Source organism: Sulfobacillus sp. hq2 (assembly GCF_002903155.1).
Classification (GTDB): domain Bacteria; phylum Bacillota; class Sulfobacillia; order Sulfobacillales; family Sulfobacillaceae; genus Sulfobacillus; species Sulfobacillus thermotolerans.
Genome location: NZ_NWUL01000025.1, coordinates 23,882 through 45,590, shown reverse-complemented (window position 1 = coordinate 45,590; position 21,709 = coordinate 23,882). Strand labels below are relative to the sequence as shown.

Sequence of the window (21,709 nt, the reverse complement as noted above, 5' to 3'; positions counted from 1 at the left end):
GGCGGGCGGCTATGAAGGTTTTGTTAGTGGGAGACATCGTGGGAAAAACCGGTCGCCGTATGCTTAAAGAGGCTCTTCCCCGTCTACGTGAAGAGTACGCTATTGATATGGTTGTGGCCAATGGCGAGAATGCGGCTGGGGGTAACGGGATTACCCACGAAATCATGGATGACCTTCTCGGGTCCGGGGTTGATGTCTTGACGTCGGGAAATCATATCTTTGATAAAAAAGAGGTCTTTGATTTTCTCGATGATGTCCCAGCTCTTTTACGACCGCTCAACCTTCCTCCGGGCACTCCGGGTCATGGGTACGTTGTCACGGCCACCAACGATATTCCGGTGGCCGTCATTAATGTAGCGGGACGGGCATTTATGCCGTTCCAATATGATGACCCTTTACAAGGGCTTGATCATGTGCTGAGTAGTTTGCCCTCTGAAGTTAAGGTCATTCTCGTCGATTTTCATGCCGAGACCACGTCGGAAAAGATTGCCTTGGGATGGTATTTAGACGGGCGGGTCAGCGCGTTGGTGGGTACTCATACCCACGTACAGACGGCGGATGAGCGTATTTTGCCTAAAGGCACCGCTTATATCACTGATCTGGGGATGACCGGTCCTTGTGACTCGGTAATTGGAGTAAAATCTGAGTTGGTCATCCAAAAAATGCGGACTCAAATGCCAGTACGCTTCGAGACGGCGACGGGTCCCGGTCAATTTGGCGGCTTAGTGGTGGATGTCGATCCGACCAATGGCAAGGCACTGTCTCTTCATAGGATATTCTACCGGGAGTAGGAGGAGTGTACGTGTTATGGCATGGCGAAGAAACACCCGTGGTCGATACGCATGCAGATAGTTTACTGGACGCTCTAAAGGGAAAGCGGCACTTGTACGAGCGCTCACACGAGGGGCAGCTGGATTTTCCCCGCATGGTCGAAGGCGGCCACCGCTTGCAATTCCTTTCGTGTTGGGTGGAGCCCGAATATAAACCGGAACGGGCCTTACCTCGACTTCTGTCGTTTGTTGACCAATTTGACCAAGAAGTGTTGGGGGCAGGCGGTATGGTCGTGCCCGTTGTGGATGACAGGTCGTTGTTGGCAGCGCTATCGCCGGGTAAAATCGGAGTGGTCATGTCCATGGAAGGAGCCGAAGCGGTTGGCACCGACCCTCGTATGGTGCGCATTATGCACCGCCTAGGTTTTCGCTTGATGAGTTTGACGTGGAACGAGCGCAATGCGTTAGCGGATGGAGCGGGGGAAGACCCGGGAGGCGGCGGCCTGAGTGTTGCAGGACGCAGGATTGTACAAGAAATGAACCGGGTGGGGATCGTACTTGATGTCTCTCATCTCAGCCATGCAGCGTTTTGGGATGCCATGGAGACGTCTGAGCGCCCGGTCATCGCCTCGCATTCAAACTGCCGTACATTGGCGGACCATCGCCGCAACTTGACGGATGCGCAGATTATTGCATTGGCCAAAGCCAATGGCATTCAAGGATTGACGTTTGTGCGCGATTTCTTGGGAGGTCAAGAAGATGTCGAACGGGTTGTGGACCATGCCTGTCTGCATCTTGACTTGGTGGGCGATGATCACCATTTAGGGTTGGGATCAGATTTCGACGGGGTGGAACATCCGGTGGATGGACTAGAGGACGTGACACGTCTGACCCACTTAGCAGACCGTATGAGTGCGCGAGGTTTGGCAGACGATACAATTCGTCGCATTTTTGGGATGAATTATGTGGAGTTTTTTACCCGCGAGTGGTCACGTAAGGAGGAGAGGGATAACCATGGATATTAAGACAATAACAGGTCGCCTTCAGACTGGGACCGTTGAGTTGACGGTTGTGGGCGTATTTCAGGATAGTGCTGGACAAGTTTCGGAACATATCCCCGGAGGTCTGCGCCGCGCGTTAGCGGATGCATGGGCGCGTCAAGAATTTGAAGGAAAGCTTCTACAGCGCTTTATCGTGACGAGCACGGATGCCGACCTTGATCGCGTTCTCTTTATCGGCATGGGCCCATCTAAGGAGTTTGATGTCCATGCGTTACGGAAGATTATGGGGCAAGCGGCGCAAACCAGCGAAAGCTTAAAAGTGCGCTCCGTAGGATTCGAGCTACCGGAGGCTGATTATGCCGCATTAGACGCAGTAACGGCGGCTGTCGAAGGATGGGTACTGGGAAGCTGGCGCTTTGAAGGATATCATCAAAAGCCTGTCGACCGTCAAATTCCGGCCCTCGTATTGGCGGGCATTCAGGACGACGAGGCGGCGGCTTTGGGCATTAAACGCGGCTTATCCCTTGGACAGGCCCAAAACCTGACCCGTGAGCTAGGTTTTACGCCATCGAACAAATTATATCCTGAGCTCTTGGCGCAAGAGGCGGTCAAGGCGGGGAACGCGCATGGCTTTGAGGTCGAGGTCATGGATGAAGCGCGCTTAGCTGAACTTGGCATGGGTGCGTTGTTGGGCGTGGGACAAGGTAGTGTGCATCCTCCTCGACTCGTCGTGATGCGCTATCATGGGCACGGCGAAAAAACATTGGCGCTTGTCGGAAAGGGCATAACGTTTGATTCGGGGGGCATTAGTCTCAAACCATCGGCTAACATGGAAGAAATGAAGTATGACATGTTGGGTGCAGGTGCTGTGTTAGGCGCGATGTGTGCGATTGCGGATACAAAACCCGCGATTAATGTGATTGGCATTATGGCAATCGCTCAAAATATGCCGTCGGGCTCAGCCTATAAGCCGGGTGATGTGGTGCGGGCATTTAATGGCAAAACGATTGAAATTACGAACACCGATGCGGAAGGGCGCGTGGCGTTGGCAGATGGTGTGAGTTATGCCGCGCATCTCCACCCCGACTGGATCGTCGAAACGTCCACCTTAACCGGGGCGGTTATTGTCGTATTAGGCCATGAAGCGACAGGGCTCGTGGCGACCGATACGGCTTTAGCCAACCAGGTGATTACAGCGGCAACTGCGGCGGGTGAACGAGTGTGGCAATTGCCCATCTATCCGGAATACAAGGCGTTGTATAAATCGTCAGTAGCGGATATGAAAAATTCGCCAGGACGCGATGCGGGTACTATCACGGGTGGGATGATTATCAGTGAATTCGCGGGAGACGTACCATTTGCCCATTTGGACATTGCGGGGACCGCGTGGACCAAAGAAGGCCCCCTGACTGCTGTGAGTGGAGCTACAGGAGTCATGGTGCGGACGTTTGTGCAATTGGCACATACTTTGGGTTAATAAACGTGGTGGGTTGCCAAAGCGCCTAGGACGGACCGTCCTAGGCGCTTTGTGATCCTCACGCTTTGCCACTTGAGGAATAATTTGCCACTATCCTCGGTATACTAGGCTCAGGAGGTGGAATTGATGTACCACGATGCGCAAAAAGAAATTGCGCGGTTGGAAGAAGAAATCCAAAGCCTGCATGCTAAGTTGTTAGGGCTGCGTTCGAGCCGCCGTGTCCTCATGAACCTCTTAACATTGCAAGCGCGTGAAAAGCAATGGCGAATTCACTCATTGGAGCTAGAAAATCGGCAGTTACGGACGTTGTTAAAAAGCCATCGGCGCCTGGTCAAGAGCCCGTAGATCAGGCGCATGATGTAATGGGGATTGTCCATACTATGGGCAAATAACCTAAAAGAGGGCTGTACGATGAATAACCGGGACTGGCTTATGGTGTGGCGCGAATATAAAGTCTGGATTGTTGGGGGAGTGGCCGCTGTGGTTATTGCCCTCATTGCATGGATCAGCATTCGTGCGCCACGATCGGCCGCCCCAGCGTTGCAAAACTTTCAGGTCGTTGGTTTCTATCAAAATTATAACCCAACAAGTGGACACCCAGGGTCGGAATCGTCTTTTGAACACCATGTGACGCAGTTGAGTACGGTAAGTCCCCGTTGGTTTCTCGTCGACCCGTCGGGCGCTGTGTCCGATATCGGCTATACCCCAAGTGTGGTGCGTCTTGCTCATGCCCATCACGTGCAGGTCGTTCCGCTGTTCAATAATGCGCAGGGTAGTGCGCAGGTCTTATACAGCGCTGCTGCGCGTACAAATGCCGTCAACAATATAGTAGCGTTGGTTAAGCAGGATCACTTAGATGGCGTTAATATCGATTTCGAACTGATTCCTGCATCGAGTCGCGGAGATCTTAGCCTCTTTATCGCTCAACTCAGCAAACAACTCCATGCGATTCATAAAATTGTGGCCGTCTCCGTGTTTCCGCTCGTAGGAGTACCGTCTTCGATTAATGGCGCCTATGACTACAGGCAACTGGGCGCGTCAGCCAATTACTTGGTCATCATGACTTACGACCATCACTATAGCGGGGGCCCTCCGGGACCGGTGGCGCCGTGGGAGTGGGTTAAACAAAATATGGATGCAGCACTTAAACTCGTCCCGGCGGACCACTTGATTTTAGCCATTGGCATGTATGGGTATGACTGGGTGGATAACGGGTCTGCAGGTCCTGCCACCACGGTGCCAGATGAGAGTGTACCGTCCCTTGAGCACGAATATGGGGTGACGTCTCGGTATAATCCTTGGGACTCTCAAAATGTGTTGACCTATACTACGCGAGCAGGGGTCAAGCATATTGTTTACTACATGGGGAATCGATCGGCTCAAGCTCGTGTGCGATTAGCGCAATCTCGGCATTTAGCAGGTGTGGCGTTATGGCGGTTAGGATTTGAGTCACCCGGATTTTGGACGAAGATTCCAAGGGGGTAACAAGCCTGACACAGGACCTCTGGGTATTGGGAGCGGGTATGCTCGTTGGCTTTCAGGGGGGAGCGGGCTTCTTTGAGCGGGGGCGTTTGTCCCACACTTTGTCCACTCTTTGGCTCTGGGGATTGGGCATGGTCGTGGTTGTGGTGCTATGGCAAACGACAGGAGATCGTGCCCCCGCCTCATTGCGCGGCTGGTGGTTTGCGGCCGGTTGCATTTTAGTTTTTAAAGCCTTAGCCGATATTCAACGGCATCAAAGAATTTCCCATACCTTGTCCCATTTATGGGTTGAACCGCTCGAAGCCGTTGGCACCCTGTGGGCCTTAGTCATCGGTTCGGGACAGGTATTGGCCGTTGTGACAGGATTTGTTGCCGGATTCGCCTTGCCGTTTGCGCTGCAAAATTGGATGAGCCCCTGGCACAGCGCACTGACGGTCTTGCGCACCATTACCTTAGGGGCCGTTGGTTTAGAAAATATTGTGGAAGCGTTAGCGCCGATGCGAGTGCACATGGACCTCGAAGTTTTGTGGATGGTGCCGTGGCTCATTTGGTGGGAAGTTAGTGATTGGTTTTGGCGCGATTCCTCCACAACATGGCAATCCAAGCGATAAACAACACCACGACGACGGCACCAAAATATTGGGCTAAGTGGCCGATATTTTGCCAACGGTTGCCTAAAATATAGCCAATATAGGTAAATAAAATGGTCCAAGGCAGTGCCCCTAGCAAAGAAAAAAGGATGAATCGCCCTATTGGCATTTCCGCAACACCGGCTGGCAACGAGATATACGTGCGGATGCCGGGGAGTAACCGCCCAAAAAATACGGCGCCATCACCATGGCGCTGAAACCAATGGTCCGCACGCTCTATTTGTTTTTGGTGAATGAGGACATAGCGGCCATATTTCTCTATCAAAGGCCTGCCCCCGTACCGCGCGATCCAGTAGGCAAAAACTGCTCCAAAGAGCCCTCCGAGTAAACCTGCCAGCATAGCTTCCGTTAAGGTGGCGCGGTGGAGATAGACCAGATATCCGGCATACGGCAAGATAATCTCAGAAGGCACCGGGATGTATGCGCTTTCCAGAAACATGCCAATAAACACACCCATAATGCCTAAGGCAAGAATCCCATGGGTAACACTATGTAAAAGGGCCACCACCGCATCTGTTCCTTTCTTCCTACCAACCGCAAGTCGGGATTCTCCCGAAGGCGGCTTGGTGGTTGTCAATTAGGCATTGTTCGTTCCCCACAACGCCGCGCGTATGCCACGGCAAAACGTCATAATAGGCGCCGGTGAAGGGGATTAGACTCATGTCTCGCCCCCATTAGACCCCTTACACACTTAAGAGAGTCTTTAAGACATTATGATAATACCACACGCCGGAAGACAACTCCGGTGTCCACGTGCCGGGCGATCTTTTATCTGCTTTTCGCTCGGAATGCAGGCGAGCAGACACAACATGATGTCATGGCATCATTGCCCGGCGTATAAAGACCTTAAAAGGGATGCTGCCAGGGACCCTTAGGAAGTTTCGGTTGACTTTTCTGGTACTCGTGCAACGCGTCTAAGTCGACATCGGCCATGACAATGCCCTCTCCGTACGCCGAGGAAGATTCAGCAACAATGCCAGTGTGGTCAGGGGTTAAAGCTGCTGGTAGATAAATGCCAGCTTTACCGCTTAAGGTAAAGCCGAATAGGGAACCTGTGCCCGCGCCTACAATCCCGCATACAGGCGTTTCTTGCACGCGCGCCCACGTGCCTCTTCGTGCTTTATGTTCGGAATATTGGGGTTCGGGATCGGCGATAGGAACGGCGATGAGATCAGCACCCCGATGTCGTAGCATACGAAACGTCTCGAAATAAGTGGCATCATTGCATACGACCGTGTATAAGGACCAGGAGTTGGCGGTTTGGTTGACGAGGGATCCGGCGGTTACTCCCCAATCCTGTTCAAAAGCAAATAAGTGCATTTTGGGTTGTTCGGCCATGATATGGCCTTGATCCGAGATGATTAGGGCTTGATTGACTAGCCGCTGGTGCCGGACCGTGAGTCCTGAACCCGCAACCGTAATAATCGCAAAATGGCGTGCCATATCTTGCATCACACGCTGCCAATGGTCATAAGCAATGGGTGCGAGAGTAGCAAGAGCCAAGGCTGTTTGACTTGGGTCAGGTGGACCTGGGGAGCGGGGCAGCCACCGTGCAATGATGCCAAGCAGAGGCAGTGACATATCTTCCGGGAATACGAGGATATCCGCTCTGGCTTGAGCCGCGGATTGAAAGATGGCATGAAGCCGCTTATGCCACAAAGACGGTTCAGGCACGGCATCTAAAGAAAACTGAGCCGCGGCTATTCGCACTACAGGCCTCTCCTTTCGTCGAGGGAAGTCATGCCGTGGTGCTGTTAAAGGCGTCCAGGAACGCTGCAATGTACGGCGCAGGTGGCCAGCGAGTACGCGGAGATAGAGGTTTTTCACCCGATGGCCGATTGTCATGGGGCAATCCACCAGTGCGTGCGGTAGAGATCGGGGCGCCGCCGTTGCCACAGGGGATAGCGTTCTCGAACCTCGAACACCTGAGACCATTCCCATTGGACATGGGAAGAGACGGCCGGAATAAATCCGGTGGTCGTGGGGTCCATTTCGCAGGGAACAAGAAGACCGGGGTGCGGCCACCACGTCAACGCCACGACTTGATTTTGCTGGACCTCTCGCCACAACCCGCTGCGGTAATCAGCGCGTGGAGCTTCCCCAACGACAAGGAAGAGCATGGCCCCATGATGAGCGAAATACCGACTGATTTCCGGAAATTGAAGGTGTGATTCAGCCATTAATGCGACAGACTGTTGGTGCCATTCCACGAGGAGCGGCAAGTTCGTCATGGGCTCGTGGCGCCATGTGTCGTCTTTGATCCAAAACATCTGCTGGTCGTCCTCTATAAATAGACCCCGCTGTTCAAGAGGCCAAGGTGCCGAGATATCCGGGCAACCACGCCCCATTATCCACGCGTCAGAAGGGATTAAGGGCTCATAGAGTGCTGTGTCGAGAAAATACGCGTGTGGCATAACGTGCTCCATCAACTGGGTTGCAATAAAATATGGATAGTTTGTAATGCGTGTTTGGCGCGGGCGATGTTGTCCGGCGTGCCCTCGACCGTATGCAGGTGGACTCCATCCGTTAACTGAGACAGCAGGGCGGCACCTTGTGACTGCATCGTTTGTAGGAAATTGTCCACGTCGTCGGACGAGGTTAAATTCAAGTTGCCTACGAGCTCACCGTATAGGGGATGGGCGACAATGACATTAAGCACCGTGACATGATGCGAAACCAGGGTGAGGAGCTCCTGTCGAACAATATGGGGGTCATCAGAGTGTTTGACTGCTAGCACTTGCCGAATACTGCCCGAAGGCTTTTCCCAAATCATATACCCCCGCGGGGTGGAGATGATGGGATGTCCTTCCGCGCGTAATAAGGCAATGTCTTGCACGACCACTTGACGGCTGACCCCTAATGTCTGAGACAGCTCATGTCCCGCAATGGGCGTGGTACCGTTTAAATGTGCTTTAAGCCATGCCCGGCGTTCACTTCCAGTCATACCCTATACCTGCCTTCCGAAGATAATTTGTTATAATACTGACACATTGGCGTAGTCTGAGCAATTTTTTTAAAGGGTGACAATATGCAAAGGGTAGCCGCAATGAAGATCGGGTCAACGAGTACGAGTTTGTTAATTGCAACAGATCTGTCTCATGTGCTCATGCGCCAACAACGGTTGGTTAATATGTTTGCGGACGACCGAGAAGATGCATTAGCTGAAGTGATCACGTCTTTTACTGATAGCGCCCGCCAAACACAGTGCCAAGTGATGATCGCGGCCGGGGGAGAAGCAATGCGGCGCCATCCGGATCTTGCGGTTTTAGTGAGAAAGGCGGGTTGGGATTATCATGAGGTGAGCGGTTGGCAAGAAGCTCGATTGACATGGATGGCCGTCAAAGATGCCGTCCCCCAGATGGAGTGGATTGTGGATATTGGGGGAGGCAGCACGGAATTCGCCTCGTCATCGGAGGCGTTTAGCGTTCCCGTTGGTGCCGTGCGGCAAGAGTCGGTAACATGGCCAGCCGTGGGGCGTATTCAGCACCCGGTGCTGATAGGGGGAACGGCGCAAGTCTTATCCCAGATGGTGCGAACGAACGTCATTTACGTCTCGCAGGTTGAGGCGTTATTAGCCGAATTGGCCGCGTATCCGGAACGTCTTTCGACGCTAGATGCCCTGCGTCGTCAAATTTTTCCCCAAGGATTGCAATTGGTGCGGCAACTGTTTTCAGTCTATGGATGGGATTATGTGACGTTTCATCCCCGGGGCTTTCTTGAAGGATTATGGTTAGCCGCCCATGGTGAGAGTGAGGGGTTTGCCTGGTGAACCGCGTGAAAACGACGCCTATGCAAGAACAATATCAACGATTGAAAAAAGAAAATCCTGAGGCCTTGCTCTTTTTTAGACTGGGGGATTTTTACGAGTTGTTTGGTGACGATGCCACCGTGGCGGCGCCGATTTTGGATGTGCAACTCACTACGCGCGACAAAGTCACGCCGATGTGTGGGGTGCCCTATCATGCGGTGGATCAATACCTTAAGCGCCTCATTGACGCCGGATTTACCGTGGCGATTGCGGAACAGACGGAAGATCCTAAGCAGGCAAAGGGATTGGTTGAGCGCCAAATTATCCGTGTGGTGTCGCCGGGGACGTACATTGGCGAAAACGATCAAACTCCTGCACGTCTTGCCGTGATTTATGCCACCAAGAAAGAATGGGCCTTGGCCGTGGCGGAACTCGCGACAGGTACTATATACCTAAGCGAACAGCGTATGGGGCGCTTGGCGGCGGAACAGGTCACGGAACAGTGGGCGCATTGGAGACCCCAGGAGTATTTGTCGAATTGGCCCGAACCACTCACCTTATCCGGCCATTTAATCGAGTCTGCTCCATGGTTTGCTTTGGTGCCTAACCGCCGCGAACAAGAAGCCTTCTTGGCTGCGAAGCTAGGGACCCAGACCCTAAGTGGGTGGGGGCTTGCTGAGCATGAAGCCGCTCAGGCCGCGGTTTACGTTTTATGGCGCTATGTTACGCGGCTAGAGCGCCAAGACCCTATTCATCTTAGCTACATTGCGTGGATTAAGCCTGGTGATACCATGGCCGTGAGTGCTCGTACGCTCCGCCAACTCAACGTGTTCAGCGACAATGGGCCTAGCTTGTTGTCCGTGCTTGACAAAACGTGTACGCCCATGGGCAAACGTCAACTGATGGCGTGGTTGGAACGTCCGTTGGCCTCCTTAATCCGTATTCAGAAACGTCAACGCGCTATTGCGGGTTGGATGGACAAACCGCTCATTCGCGATGCTCTACGCCAACAAATTCGGCCCATCGGGGATTTGGCCAAGCGCGTTTCGCGCGTTGCATTAGGGCTCGCGTCGCCTAAGGACTTGATTGCTATTCGGACGGGCTTGCAACAAGTACAAGCCGTGTATCAAATAATCCAGCCACTACCAAGCGACTTCCAAGGGGAAGTGGCTAGACCCGGTGAGCGGGGCGTAAGCGAGATTCTCACCCACATGGCCATTTTGCATGACGACCCTCCTGTGAAATGGGACGAAGGCGGCCTCATTCGCGAGGGTGCCGATGCCCGCATTGATCGCTACCGGGCTTTGTTAAGCCATCAACGCGAGGCATTAGCCCAGCTAGAGCAGTCGGAACGAGAACGCTCTGGGATTAAATCGCTCAAGGTCGGCTACCATCGTACCTTTGGGTATTATTTGGAAGTGAGTCATGGGCAAGCCCATAAGGTACCAGATGATTGGCGTCGTCGCCAGACCATGGCCAATGCTGAGCGATTTACTAGCGATAGCTTGTTGGAGTTAGAGCGCACGATTGTGGAAGCGGAGACGGAGTTGAAGACCTATGAATACCAAAAAGCGAGCGAGGTACTGGCAACGATCCGCGAGGCGAGCGCCTTACTGAATGACGTAGCTCGGTGGCTGGGTGAGATGGATGCGTTGACGGCTCTGGCTGAAGTATCTGTGCAGCGTCATTACTACTTACCGCAATGGAATGACGATGCGCAAGATCGTCATCTGAAGTTGAACGGATTGCGCCATCCGGTATTAGAGACCTTTACGCAGCATTTTGTGCCGACTCATGTGGAATTTCCTGACAGCTTGCGGCTGGCGTTAATCACCGGGCCTAATATGGGCGGGAAGTCAACATTTATGCGCGCGGTTGCTCTCAATGTGCTCCTGGCCCACATAGGGGCACCCGTGGCGTGCAAGGAGATGCAGCTGCCATTGTTTACGGGCCTCTATACACGTATCGGGGCTGACGACGATATATACCGGGGACAAAGTACGTTTATGGTGGAAATGGAAGAAATGGCTTGGATTTTACGGCAGAGTCAGCGTGACAGTCTGGTGATTTTAGACGAATTGGGTCGCGGTACGTCGACGTTTGATGGGATGGCTATTGCGCAAGCCGTGGCGGAACGACTATCCGCAGAACCCAGCCCGTTGACACTATTCGCGACGCATTATCACGAATTAACGCGCCTAGCCGAGACACGTGAGCGGGTCAGCAATTTGTCTGTGGAAGTGGCGCATGACGCATTAAGCGGTCAACTTGTGTTTACACACCGTGTTATCACAGGCGCTGCGTCGCGGTCTTATGGGGTAGAAGTAGCGGAGCTTGCGGGACTGCCGAAGACGCTTTTGACCCGTGCGCGGCATTTGTTGGCGCAATGGGAAGAACATAGTCGGGAATTGACCGAACCATTGCAGCAGGTCACCTGGTTTCAACCCGACCCGATGGGAGAAGAATTACTGACGGCCCTCGCCGCTATAGACCCCGATGACCTTTCTCCGCGGGAAGCGTGGGCGTGGATTACGGACTGGCTCGAACGTATTCGGAGGGCGCGGCAGAAAGGAGTAGAAGGTGGGGCGGATACATATTCTGGACGCGCTAGTCGCTGACCAAATTGCGGCTGGGGAAGTGGTGGAGCGTCCCGCTTCTGTAGCGAAGGAACTGGTGGAGAATGCCTTAGATGCGGAGGCACAGCATATTGATGTGACCTTAGCTGAGGGAGGACGGCAATTTTTAGCGGTGCGCGATGATGGGCACGGCATGGACCGCGAGGACCTCGTCCTTTGTGTTAAACGTCATGCCACCTCTAAGATTGAACGGTTAGAGGATTTGGCGCAGGGAACGACCCTAGGCTTTCGCGGCGAAGCTTTAGCCGCCATTTCTGCCGTCAGCCGCATGCGTATGGCCTCTTGTCCCCGCGGCAGTGCCTACGGCTACCAAGTTCAGATTACCGGAGGCATACCGTTAGAGCCGCAGCCGTGTGCCATGGACCAGGGCACAGAGATTGTGGTCGAGGATTTATTTTTTAATATTCCAGCGCGACTTAAGGCCTTAAAATCGCCAACGGCGGAACTCGGGGCGGTTCAAAATACGCTGCAGCATTACGCGATTGGCTATCCTGAGGTGGCATTCAAACTCACGAGTGAGCAGACCGTGTTATGGCAGACCTCTGGCCAAGGCCGAATCGATGAGATTGTCTTGCAGTTGTTTGGCCGTGAAGTGGCCTCGGACATGCTGGAAGTATCTTGGTCAGGGCACGGAGTGACTGTGACGGGGTTTGTGTGTCCCGCGGGGCGGCACCGTGGCACCCGTCAGGGACAAAGTCTCTTTATCAATCGGCGCTGGGTCACTAACTGGGTTTTGCGCAATGCGGTGGAAGAGGCATTTCGTCCGAATGTTCCCGACCGACGGTATCCTTATTTTTGGCTGTGGGTGACGGTGGATGGCGCGGAGGTTGATCCCAATGCCCATCCGACCAAAGCCGAGGTGCGTCTTGACCACGAACGGATGATTGCGGGATACCTCTACCGTGCGGTTACGGAGGTGTTGACCCGATATTCCTCGTCGTCGGCTTTGAGAGTCAACAGTTCTTGGGAGGTGCCTGTGGCTTCCGAAGAGGTCCATGCCAACGAGCAGTTAATGTTGGTATGGGATAGGCCCCGTCATGAGGCTCCCGAGCCCGACCCGATTTTGCATGAAGAATATCAAGCCCTGGTCCCGTTGGCTCAATGGCAGGCTAAATACATCATTGCGCAGGGTCCTTTGGGGTTATATCTCATTGACCAGCATGCCGCTCACGAACGGGTGTATTATGAGGAATTTCGCAAAAAAGGGCGTGACATTCTCGTAAGTCAGCCGTTGTTGATTCCCTACACCTATACGTGTCTTCCAGCAGAATGGGCAAAATGGCAAGAGAACCGTGCGCTGTTTGCAGAAATGGGATTTGAGGTGGAGGAAGTAGGAGGGACAACCTTATTAGTTCGCGCTTTGCCGCAAGGCTTGACAGCACCGCATGGTGACAATGGGGGGATCATTCGTACCGTCCTGGAATCCTTAACCGAGCAAGATGCCCATCAGGGCCATCCGATCTTTTGGACGCAAGAGGCGAAGTATGCGATGGCCGCATGCAAGGCGGCGGTTAAGGCCTACCGTCCCCTCACCTTGGAAGAAATGCAAACCCTATTGAACCTCATGGCACGGGTGGAAGACCCTCGTGGCTGTCCGCATGGTCGGCCGACGACGCTGCACTTAAGTATGGAGGAGGTTGACCGCCGATTTGGACGACGGGGATAACGGGCGTGTTAAGCCGCCGCTGGTGATTTTGGCAGGACCGACATCGGTGGGGAAAACTGATGTCAGCCTTGCCGTCGCCGAGGCACTGCAGGGCGAAATTATTTCCTGTGATTCAGCGCAAATTTTTCAAGGGGTGGATATCGGGACCGCGAAAATTCCGTTAGCGGAACGTCGCGGCATTCCGCATTTTGGCTTGGACCTCGTGGATGCGTCGGCCACGTTTTCCGTGGCCGAATATCAGCAGTACGCCAAAACCCGCATTCATGAGATTTGGGCGCGTGGCCACTTGCCCATTATGGTGGGCGGCACGGGGCTGTGGATTCGGGCCGTGGTTCAAGACTTTATCTTTACTCCCCAAGATCCGGCGTTGTCGGCAGCTATTCGGCGCCATATCCGGCAATTGGCAGACGAGCAGGGATGGGAAAAAATTCGCGATTTACTGAAGGTATTAGATCCGGTGAGCTATGACAAAATCGCGGCCAACGACAAAAATCGAATTACGAGGGCATTGGAGGTCGTGTGGACCACTGGCCGTCCATTAAAACGGCAGGGACAGCCAAGTCCCTACCGTGTCGACTATTGGGTGTTGACTCGCCCTATTGCTGACTTGCACCAACGGATTACACAGCGTACGCACCAGATGATTGCGCAGGGCTTGCCCGAAGAGGTCTTAGGTCTGTTGTCGCAGGGGGTGCCGGCCCATGCGCAAAGCTTGTCCGCTATCGGATACCGAGAAACGGTGCAATGGGCTTTTGGCCGGAGTACCGCGGCGGAACGGGACGAATTTATTGCGCGGCATACCAAGCAGTATGCGAAACGTCAATTGACATGGTTTCGTTCGGAAAAGGCTGCTCGTTGGCTCGATCTGTCTCTCTACGGATTTGAACGGGTTGCGGCCCAGATTATTTCCCACGCGCAAGAGCTCGTGGCGGTTCAACGACAAAAGACTTGATTGCCAATAGTTACTGTCACCGGCAACGTATTCATCCAACTGGCATAGGGCAAAGAGGGGTTGTAATAGAATAACGCCCCGCCCGTCGGATCGGCACCGTTCAGGGCTGCCATCACGGCTTTATAGGCCAAGGTTCCGGGACTTTGCCAAAAAGTTCCGGAACTCACCGAATCAAATTGTCCGGGTTCTTCAATCACCTCGGGGATAGTTTTGGGAAACCCCGGGGTTTTTAACCGATTCAGAACGACTGCGGCCACGGCGACTTGACCTAAAAAAGGTTGGTTGCCGGCTTCGGCGTGGACTAAATGGGCCAATAACCGGATATCCTCGTGCGTAAAAGGCACCGTCGACGGGGAGATGGTGGCGGCAGGCTGCACGGGCTCGGCATCATAGAGGTGAGCTTCTGGTTTCGCAGCCGGCACACTCAGGACTTGTCCCTTGGTCAATTGGTCAGACGTCAGGTGATTTGCATGCCAAATTTTCAAAATAGGGACTTGGTAACGACGGGCAATGGATTCCACAGTGTCTCCGGGGGTTACGGTATGACTCTGGGTGGGAATCGTCAATGTATCCCCGGCGTAAATGGTTGTACTGTGTAAGTGATTAGCAGCTTCCAGCGTGGCAACAGAAACATGAAACTTTTCGGCAATGCTCCACAAAGAGTCACCCCACCGGATCCGATAGACGTGGGCACGCGTTTGCGACTGGGCCAGCGATGACAAGGGCCTGCGAAGTTTTTTCGGTAAGGCAATGGGGCGTGGGACAATGAGCGTAGGTGAATGGGCTTTCCTACCGACTGGCGCGACTTTGGGCGCAGGTGTTTGATGCGCGGCACTGCCCAACAGCAAGGTGCCACATGCCACAGCGACACGTGCAGGCCAGACGCTCGACCGTTGACGGGGCGCCCACCCGGGGGTCGACGTTATCATGCGCATTCCTCCTATGGGGATAGTCTTGTCCTACGGTTTCATCTTATGTCGTGCTCTTGGAAATCATGCCCAAACTTTGGAAGTCGCGCTGAGCCAACCTCCGGCTAATAGAATGATGGCGCCCCCATAGACGGCGCTCATGTGCCAATGCCAGAGCCAGCCGCCTAACGCAGAACCCACGGACAATCCGAGATACATGGCCGAGTTATTCCAAGCTAATGCCAATCCTTTGGCCCCTTTATGGCTAATAAGCGCTTTCAGAGAGGGGGTATAAGAGCTGACGAAGGAATAGGCCAATAAGGCAGTCCACAAGGTGGCCACATTAGACGTGAAGAGTAACATCACCAAAGTCGCGATTTCTGCAGACATGCCCCAACGGATGACCAACAAATTGCCGAAGCGGTCACCAAGACGGCCCGATGATAAGGTGCCGATGAGACCAGCGAGGCCGAAGACCATCATAAAAATAGTTAAGGACAGTCTGGTGATATGCCATGTCTGCACTAAATATAAGGGAAGATAGGTATAGACGGTTCCAAAGCTGCCGAACGCCAAGCCTGTCATCAGAACGTTTCCCCACAGAGGGCGCGGTAAGGTCCAAGACGGAGGAGTAGTGGGTTGCGGGATTGGTGAACGTATCCACAGCTCACGCGTAATGACGAGCGAGCATAACGCCAGTACAAAGATTAGCCAAAACGCAGCGGTCCATCCTAAAGCGTTCGCGACGATGAGGCCCGTGGGAATGCCTAGGAACGTGGCCGATGAAAAGCCAGCGGAGGCAACGCCCATACTTTTGGCCCGTGACCGGTAAGGAACATGGTCGGCAATATAGGCATATAAGGTGGGGGTAAAGCCCGCGGCACCTACCGCAGCAAGAACGCGGCTGGCCAACACAAGGACATAGGGAGGACCAAGCGCTGTGAGGACATCACCCACGATGAAGATGGTTAAGGCCCATAGGGCTGTCCATTGCCTGGGATGGCTGTCGGCATAATAGCCCCAAAAGGGAGAAGCGATAGCATACGTTAAAGCAAAGACCGTGACTAATAAACTGGCATGAGATGCGCCAATGTGGTAGTGTCTCATAATTTGGGGGAGTAAGGGCGAGACAATATATAAGTCCAAGCCAATAACAAATGTTTGCGCAAAAAACCATAGGGGCTGAATCCGGGGGTTCCTCAATGGCATCAACGTCACCTCTGCACCTAGCATGAAAGAGACGACCAGGAAGTATGCGTTTTTTATAAGGGAGAAACCGGTCTACTTATTCATGCCTCGCGGGGATTGTGCCATTGTGGTAGCGTGTCTCTAGAACCCGAAGCGTCTTATTCATCGGCCAAGACCAAGAGATGCGCCAAGCCAGACTTCGGGGGAATTGATTACATGGCGGTGCCGCAGGCCGAGGTCGTTGTCTAATTATGTGACGTAAGGAGCGCTGGACTGATGTCATATGTTTTTATGCATGGCTTTCCCATTTTTGATCCGTATTACGCGTTAGAACAAGATGGCTCCATGACTCAAGAGTTTGAAAAGATTCAGCATGAACGGACACGGCACGCCTTGCGAAATGACCCCTATTGGCCGCACGTTCACGCCCAGCTCCAAAGGTGGGGCGATGTCGACACGCCCGGCATGCCCCAAGTGCGCGGGGATACATGGGCGGTATTGCACAGGCCCCCAGGCGCCAATCAATTCCGACTTGAAGTGATGGACCTAAAAACCCAAGACGTGTTCGTGGTTTATGAACCAAATTGCGCGGCCGTGCCAGAAGCTATTGACTGGTTTACGCTGTCCAACGATGGGCGCTATGTGTTTTATGGAGTATCTCACCAAGGGGATGAATGGACCGTCCTTAAAATTTTTGACATGCAACGTCACGCGTTTTTATCCGACGAGATTCCGGGCACGCGCTGGACCTCTGTGGCAATGGGGGAAGGGGCTGATGCTTTTTATTACACGCGCTATCCTCTACGTGCGGATGGGACGGCTGATCATTATGGACCCAAAGTCTATCGGCATCAGTTGGGGACCCCCTACCTAGAAGATGTCGTCATCTATGAAGATGCCGACCTGCAAGCAACGTTTACGCTCTCTTTAGCGACCACAGCACCGTGGCTGTTAATCGACACGCATAGAGGATGGAGTGCGAATGAACTGGCACTGTGCGATATCTCGCAACCGACTCATCCCATAAAGACCATATTTGCCAGCCAAGAGGCACACATCGATCCGTTTTGGGATCATAATGAGCTTTTGGGTATTTACCAGTCTCCGAATTCACCCAGTGAAGTGGTGGTATGGCGCGCGGCATCAAACGCATGGGAGACGCTGTGGTCAGCAGAACCGAACGAGGCGATTGAGCAATGCTATCCGTATGCGGGCGGATTTTTAACGCTGCGCTGGCGCTGTGCGCGCTTAGTGCTGCAGTGGACGAGTGCCGAAGGTGAAGGGCACGATATTGACTTGCCCCATCAAGGAATCGGTACGGTGATGGGAATGGCCATTGACACCAACCGCCAGGAGGCATGGCTGGGTTGGACATCGTTTGATCATCCTCCCCAATTATTTCGCATGCGCAGTCCGCTTGGGCCGCTCGAATCATGGGGTGTGGACGGACCTTGGCGCTTTGAGATGGACGTCTGGGCAGAGGAAGTCGAAGGACCAGATGGTGTGTTCATTCCAATTTATTTGGCGAAAAAGCGGGCTCAGTCGACAGGCCCTGTGCCAACAATAGTCGGCGGATATGGCGGCTTTAATATTGCCTATACCCCGGTTTACTCGCCAGGTATTGCGTTATGGGTGGAGTCGGGCGGACTTTATGTGGTGGCGGGCTTACGGGGAGGCAGCGAGCGAGGAGAGGCGTGGCACCAAGCTGGAATGCGGGAGCGCAAGCAATCGGTGTTTGACGACATGACCGCCGTCTTGCGTTACTTGATTCAGCGCGGCTATACCACGGCCTCAATGTTAGGCATTACCGGGCGGAGCAATGGTGGGTTGCTGACGGGGGCGCTAGTGACGCAGCATCCCGAGCTCATGCGTTCGGCTATCATCGGCGTTCCTTTATTGGACATGGTACGTTTCGACCAGTTTTTAGTGGCAGCCCTATGGAAAGATGAGTATGGGGATCCCGCGGTTTATCAGCAATGGCAATGGCTTTACCGGTATTCGCCGTATCATCATGTGGTGCCGTATACGAAATACCCCGCTGTCCTCCTTTTTACATCGGCTCACGATAACCGGGTGGCTCCGCTGCATGCCAGGAAGATGGCTGCGCGCCTCCAAGATGCGACGGGTTCAGGATATCCTATATATTTGCGCATCGAACCGGAGGCAGGACATGGTGTGGGTAAGACACGCGAGCAAGCTCTTGAAGAAGAATCGGATATCTGGACATTCCAATGCCGACAGTTAGGTGTGACGCCGACCATGGGCGAGAAGGAGCGGGAGTCTAAAGCATAACGGGGCGCCTAAGGGCGAATGTCTCCCGCTTAGTCAAGTAGCACAAGACATTCGCCCACGCTTCTTCGCAATCCTTCCCCGTGCGCCAAGCTCTAGCCTTAAGGAGAGCTTACGACGAAGTCCGTTCGCTATCGAGCTGGGCCATTTGAGCTGGGGCATAGCGAGTTCCCGCTACCGTACCCATGGGGATGGCCGCTTCGATTCTCGCCCCTTCATCTGGATTCAACTCCACCGTTAGTGCCGCCAAGGCGTCGGCAAGTTGGTCGCGGCGTCTAGCCCCTATGAGAGGAATAATATCGTGACCACGGGAAAGCACCCAGGCAATGCTTAATTGCGCGACCGTAAGGCCCTTTTCATTTGCCATCTGGCGAAGTGTTTCGACTAATATGAGATTCTTTTCAAGATTGCCCTCTTGAAAACGTGGCATCCTGCTGCGAATGTCTCCAGAGTGCGATGCCTGTGGTGACCATGTTCCACTTAGGAGTCCGCGTGACAAGACCCCATAGGCCGTGATGCCGATGCCCAGTTCACGGCATGTCGGTAATATTTCGGATTCGATCCCCCGTGACATCAACGAGTACTCAATTTGAAGATCGGCAATGGGATGGACCGTTTGGGCCCGGCGCAAGGTGTGAGCGCCAACTTCGGAGAGACCGATGTAGCGGACATAACCGGCTTTGACCATATCGGCGATAGCGCCTACCGTATCCTCAATGGGCACTGAGGGGTCGAGCCGGGCTGGCCGATAGATATCAATGTAGTCCACCCCGAGACGTTGAAGAGAATAGGCCAAGAAGTTTTTGATGGCGGCTGGTCTGCTGTCATATCCTAGAAATTCTCCCGACGGCGCACGTAAAGCGCCGAATTTCACACTGATAATCAGGTCTTCGCGTCGTCGGTTTTGTAACGCTTCACGGAGCAAAAATTCGTTATGACCCATCCCATAAAAGTCACCCGTGTCCAACAAATTAATGCCCGCGTCTATGGCGGCGTGGATGGTCGCGAGACTTTCAGAGCGATTGGCCGTGCCATACATCCCGGACATGCCCATTAAGCCCAATCCGATTCTTGATACCGAAGGTCCCCACTGACCCAAGTGATACCTCTGTGCGTTTAGCTCCATTGCGCTCTCCATGATTCCTGCCATTGTCTCGATTATACCGCGAACGGCACGTTAATACCCTTGGTCTTAGAAAATCTCACAGCGCTCCTTAAGAGAACGGCAAAGGACCTACGGATTGTTTGCCGGACAGGCAGCATTTTGGAAGGGCGTGCGTATAGTTAAGGGTGTGACGATATGAGGCGGAGGGAAAGCAGATGCCCGAACCAGTCTATGAGCATGGTTATTCCCCTGATCCGATGACGTCGCGAGAGGTTCTGGCGTGGTTTGAGGCGGGCCGTATTTCATCGGAAGGGGCGTTAAAGCATCTCCAGAAATTGGACAGCCGGACAGGAGATTCCCGGACAACGGTTCGTGTGCCCAGTCAAGAATCGCGACGTCGGCGCGTCGAAGTAGTTTTGCGAGAATTAGATGATTTAGTGGGACTTCACGATGTAAAAAAGATGGTCCACGAAATTCGTGCTTATGTCGAAGTGCAGCAGCGTAGGGTCGAGGTCGGGTTAGCGAGCGAGCCGCAGGCGTTGCATATGGTGTTTTCAGGAGCTCCGGGCACGGGAAAAACGACCGTTGCCCGCATTCTAGGACGATTGTTTCAAGCCTTAGAAGTGCTCAGCAAAGGCCATATGTTAGAGGTCGAGCGTGCTGACTTAGTGGGGGAATATATTGGGCATACCGCGCAGAAAACACGAGATGTTGTCAAGCGGGCCTTGGGAGGGGTCTTGTTTGTCGACGAAGCGTATTCCTTGGCGCGAGGCGGTGAAAAGGATTTTGGCAAAGAAGCGATCGATACCCTCGTCAAGGCTATGGAAGATCATCGGGGTGAATTTGTGTTAATTCTTGCGGGATACTCTGAAGAGATGGCGTGGTTTCTTTCGATGAATCCGGGTTTACTCTCACGCTTTCCCCTTCATTTGCATTTTCCCGACTACGGGCCAATTGAGCTGGTTGCCATTGCCCGTCTGATGTTGTCCGCCCGTCAATACCAGTTAACTCCGGAAGCCGACCGTCAATTAGCCGAGTATTTGCTACAGACCCAGGGACGGTGGCATAAGAATGCAGGCAATGCGCGCCTTGTGAGAAATTTAATGGAAGGCGCAATTCGGCGGCAAGCCGTGCGCTTGATGCGTCGATTAGACATGGCATCCCGCGAGGATTTAATGACGTTGACATGGGCTGATATTGAAGGAGGCTTGTGATGGACGCATTGGTCATCGGCAAGCCCAATGTGGGTAAGTCTTTGTTTGTGTTGAATTTCGCGTCCTATTTGGGCCTGCGAGAGATCCGTTTGGATGTGATGAGCAGCGATGATCGCGTATCGGTTCGGCGGGTTTCCTTAGAGGATGCCAAGAGAAAATTAGTCTCTCATACAGCGCATAAGACCTTGTTGCCGCGCCGTGTAGATCTTGTCTTGCCCAATGGAAAAAATCCCAAGCATTTGAGCATCATCGACACGGTGGGAATTTCCGAGGGGATTCACCACGTGGCGGATGTACGTCAAGCCATGGCGTCAACCTTGGCTCGCATCAGCTCTGCTGATATGGTTTTGCATCTCGTGGATGTGTCGCGTCTAGGCCATAAAAGTATTGAAGCGCCTGGGCCGGTTGATGAGGAAATTGCCCGGTATGCTAAACTGCTCGGACCCTATGCCATTTTAGCGAATAAGGTGGATAAACCCGGAGCGGCGGACGGGGTCCATCAATTGCGAGAACAGTTTCGGGGCATTCCGGTAATTCCAATTTCGGCTCTAACTCGGCGTGGCTTTCGAGAAGTCAAAGCGCTAATTTTTAGGTATATGGGATGATAACAATGTGTCGCTCAG

At 53.5% G+C, this 21,709-nt stretch carries 20 protein-coding genes; 13 read left to right on the top strand and 7 right to left on the bottom strand.

Annotation, left to right across the window (positions count from 1 at the left end; genetic code table 11):
• The first annotated feature begins 11 nt into the window (after positions 1-11).
• The 6 genes from CO251_RS04140 (at position 12) to CO251_RS04115 (ending at position 5,341) form a co-directional block, all read left to right on the top strand.
• Entirely contained in the window at positions 12-791 is a 780-nt protein-coding gene (locus tag CO251_RS04140) for a TIGR00282 family metallophosphoesterase (RefSeq protein ID WP_103374549.1), read from the top strand.
• 11 nt (positions 792-802) lie between these two features.
• Positions 803-1,795 carry a dipeptidase gene (locus CO251_RS04135; protein WP_103374548.1) on the top strand — a complete coding sequence of 331 codons (993 nt, stop codon included), beginning with the start codon at positions 803-805 and terminating at the stop codon, positions 1,793-1,795.
• Positions 1,785-3,248, top strand: a complete 1,464-nt coding sequence (locus tag CO251_RS04130) for a leucyl aminopeptidase (protein WP_103374547.1) — start codon at positions 1,785-1,787, stop codon at positions 3,246-3,248. The genes CO251_RS04135 and CO251_RS04130 overlap by 11 nt, the downstream gene beginning before the upstream one ends.
• A gap of 126 nt (positions 3,249-3,374) precedes the next feature.
• Positions 3,375-3,593 carry a hypothetical protein gene (locus tag CO251_RS04125; RefSeq protein ID WP_103374546.1) on the top strand — a complete coding sequence of 73 codons (219 nt, stop codon included), beginning with the start codon at positions 3,375-3,377 and terminating at the stop codon, positions 3,591-3,593.
• Between the two features lie 66 nt (positions 3,594-3,659).
• Positions 3,660-4,733 (top strand): glycosyl hydrolase family 18 protein, encoded by a 1,074-nt coding sequence (locus CO251_RS04120; protein ID WP_103374545.1) that lies wholly within the window; start codon positions 3,660-3,662, stop codon positions 4,731-4,733.
• Between the two features lie 38 nt (positions 4,734-4,771).
• Positions 4,772-5,341: a hypothetical protein gene (locus CO251_RS04115; RefSeq protein WP_103374544.1), complete on the top strand. Its 570-nt coding sequence runs from the start codon at positions 4,772-4,774 to the stop codon at positions 5,339-5,341.
• On the opposite strand, the gene CO251_RS04110 is transcribed toward CO251_RS04115, so the two are convergent.
• From CO251_RS04110 to CO251_RS04095, 4 genes are all read right to left on the bottom strand, one after another.
• Positions 5,289-5,957: a DedA family protein gene (locus CO251_RS04110; protein WP_242968297.1), complete on the bottom strand. Its 669-nt coding sequence runs from the start codon at positions 5,955-5,957 to the stop codon at positions 5,289-5,291. The two genes, CO251_RS04115 and CO251_RS04110, sit on opposite strands and share 53 nt — an antisense overlap.
• Positions 5,958-6,226: 269 nt before the next feature.
• Positions 6,227-7,090 carry a nitrilase-related carbon-nitrogen hydrolase gene (locus CO251_RS04105; protein WP_158246169.1) on the bottom strand — a complete coding sequence of 288 codons (864 nt, stop codon included), beginning with the start codon at positions 7,088-7,090 and terminating at the stop codon, positions 6,227-6,229.
• Between the two features lie 131 nt (positions 7,091-7,221).
• Positions 7,222-7,794, bottom strand: a complete 573-nt coding sequence (locus tag CO251_RS04100; RefSeq protein ID WP_146038979.1) for a hypothetical protein — start codon at positions 7,792-7,794, stop codon at positions 7,222-7,224.
• Between the two features lie 11 nt (positions 7,795-7,805).
• Positions 7,806-8,324, bottom strand: a complete 519-nt coding sequence (locus CO251_RS04095) for a transcription repressor NadR (protein WP_103374541.1) — start codon at positions 8,322-8,324, stop codon at positions 7,806-7,808.
• A gap of 102 nt (positions 8,325-8,426) precedes the next feature.
• Between CO251_RS04095 and CO251_RS04090 the strand changes: the two genes are divergently transcribed.
• Genes CO251_RS04090 through miaA form a run of 4 tightly spaced genes read left to right on the top strand, consistent with a single transcriptional unit; the run spans position 8,427 to position 14,382 of the window.
• On the top strand, positions 8,427-9,149 hold the full coding sequence (locus tag CO251_RS04090) for a hypothetical protein (protein ID WP_158246168.1): 723 nt from the start codon (positions 8,427-8,429) through the stop codon (positions 9,147-9,149).
• Complete coding sequence (gene mutS, locus CO251_RS04085; RefSeq protein WP_103374539.1) at positions 9,146-11,746, top strand: DNA mismatch repair protein MutS; 2,601 nt, start codon at positions 9,146-9,148, stop codon at positions 11,744-11,746. Before CO251_RS04090 ends, mutS begins: the two co-directional genes overlap by 4 nt.
• Positions 11,709-13,430 carry a DNA mismatch repair endonuclease MutL gene (gene mutL, locus CO251_RS04080; RefSeq protein WP_103374538.1) on the top strand — a complete coding sequence of 574 codons (1,722 nt, stop codon included), beginning with the start codon at positions 11,709-11,711 and terminating at the stop codon, positions 13,428-13,430. The genes mutS and mutL overlap by 38 nt, the downstream gene beginning before the upstream one ends.
• The gene (gene miaA / locus CO251_RS04075; RefSeq protein WP_103374537.1) at positions 13,414-14,382 is read left to right on the top strand and encodes a tRNA (adenosine(37)-N6)-dimethylallyltransferase MiaA; all 969 of its coding nucleotides are present in this window, start codon (positions 13,414-13,416) and stop codon (positions 14,380-14,382) included. The genes mutL and miaA overlap by 17 nt, the downstream gene beginning before the upstream one ends.
• Here miaA and CO251_RS04070 read toward each other — a convergent pair.
• Together CO251_RS04070 and CO251_RS04065 are read right to left on the bottom strand one after the other, a co-directional pair.
• Positions 14,364-15,311 carry a LysM peptidoglycan-binding domain-containing protein gene (locus CO251_RS04070; protein ID WP_158246167.1) on the bottom strand — a complete coding sequence of 316 codons (948 nt, stop codon included), beginning with the start codon at positions 15,309-15,311 and terminating at the stop codon, positions 14,364-14,366. The genes miaA and CO251_RS04070 overlap by 19 nt on opposite strands.
• Positions 15,312-15,374: 63 nt before the next feature.
• Positions 15,375-16,499, bottom strand: a complete 1,125-nt coding sequence (locus CO251_RS04065; protein ID WP_158246166.1) for an MFS transporter — start codon at positions 16,497-16,499, stop codon at positions 15,375-15,377.
• A 255-nt stretch (positions 16,500-16,754) separates the two neighbouring features.
• On the opposite strand from CO251_RS04065, the gene CO251_RS04060 reads away from it, so the two are divergent.
• The gene (locus CO251_RS04060) at positions 16,755-18,770 is read left to right on the top strand and encodes a prolyl oligopeptidase family serine peptidase (protein ID WP_103374534.1); all 2,016 of its coding nucleotides are present in this window, start codon (positions 16,755-16,757) and stop codon (positions 18,768-18,770) included.
• Between the two features lie 109 nt (positions 18,771-18,879).
• Here the strand turns inward: CO251_RS04060 and CO251_RS04055 are convergent, their stop codons facing one another.
• Positions 18,880-19,893, bottom strand: coding sequence for an aldo/keto reductase (locus CO251_RS04055; RefSeq protein ID WP_103374533.1), 1,014 nt, complete (start codon positions 19,891-19,893; stop codon positions 18,880-18,882).
• A gap of 194 nt (positions 19,894-20,087) precedes the next feature.
• Between CO251_RS04055 and CO251_RS04050 the strand changes: the two genes are divergently transcribed.
• Both CO251_RS04050 and CO251_RS04045 read left to right on the top strand, forming a co-directional pair.
• Entirely contained in the window at positions 20,088-21,086 is a 999-nt protein-coding gene (locus tag CO251_RS04050; protein WP_103374532.1) for an AAA family ATPase, read from the top strand.
• A complete protein-coding gene (locus tag CO251_RS04045; protein WP_103374531.1) occupies positions 21,086-21,691 on the top strand; it encodes a GTPase in 606 nt (201 codons plus the stop codon). The genes CO251_RS04050 and CO251_RS04045 overlap by 1 nt, the downstream gene beginning before the upstream one ends.
• Positions 21,692-21,709 lie beyond the last annotated feature (18 nt).

Coding starts and splice junctions, on each gene's coding strand:
- CO251_RS04140 (WP_103374549.1), top strand. CDS start 12: ATGAAGGTTTTGTTAGTGGGAGACATCGTGGGAAAAACCGGTCGCCGT.
- CO251_RS04130 (WP_103374547.1), top strand. CDS start 1,785: ATGGATATTAAGACAATAACAGGTCGCCTTCAGACTGGGACCGTTGAG.
- CO251_RS04125 (WP_103374546.1), top strand. CDS start 3,375: ATGTACCACGATGCGCAAAAAGAAATTGCGCGGTTGGAAGAAGAAATC.
- CO251_RS04120 (WP_103374545.1), top strand. CDS start 3,660: ATGAATAACCGGGACTGGCTTATGGTGTGGCGCGAATATAAAGTCTGG.
- CO251_RS04115 (WP_103374544.1), top strand. CDS start 4,772: ATGCTCGTTGGCTTTCAGGGGGGAGCGGGCTTCTTTGAGCGGGGGCGT.
- CO251_RS04100 (WP_146038979.1), bottom strand. CDS start 7,794: ATGCCACACGCGTATTTTCTCGACACAGCACTCTATGAGCCCTTAATC.
- CO251_RS04095 (WP_103374541.1), bottom strand. CDS start 8,324: ATGACTGGAAGTGAACGCCGGGCATGGCTTAAAGCACATTTAAACGGT.
- CO251_RS04090 (WP_158246168.1), top strand. CDS start 8,427: ATGAAGATCGGGTCAACGAGTACGAGTTTGTTAATTGCAACAGATCTG.
- CO251_RS04070 (WP_158246167.1), bottom strand. CDS start 15,311: ATGATAACGTCGACCCCCGGGTGGGCGCCCCGTCAACGGTCGAGCGTC.
- CO251_RS04065 (WP_158246166.1), bottom strand. CDS start 16,499: ATGCCATTGAGGAACCCCCGGATTCAGCCCCTATGGTTTTTTGCGCAA.
- CO251_RS04060 (WP_103374534.1), top strand. CDS start 16,755: ATGTCATATGTTTTTATGCATGGCTTTCCCATTTTTGATCCGTATTAC.
- CO251_RS04055 (WP_103374533.1), bottom strand. CDS start 19,893: ATGGAGCTAAACGCACAGAGGTATCACTTGGGTCAGTGGGGACCTTCG.
- CO251_RS04050 (WP_103374532.1), top strand. CDS start 20,088: ATGCCCGAACCAGTCTATGAGCATGGTTATTCCCCTGATCCGATGACG.
- CO251_RS04045 (WP_103374531.1), top strand. CDS start 21,086: ATGGACGCATTGGTCATCGGCAAGCCCAATGTGGGTAAGTCTTTGTTT.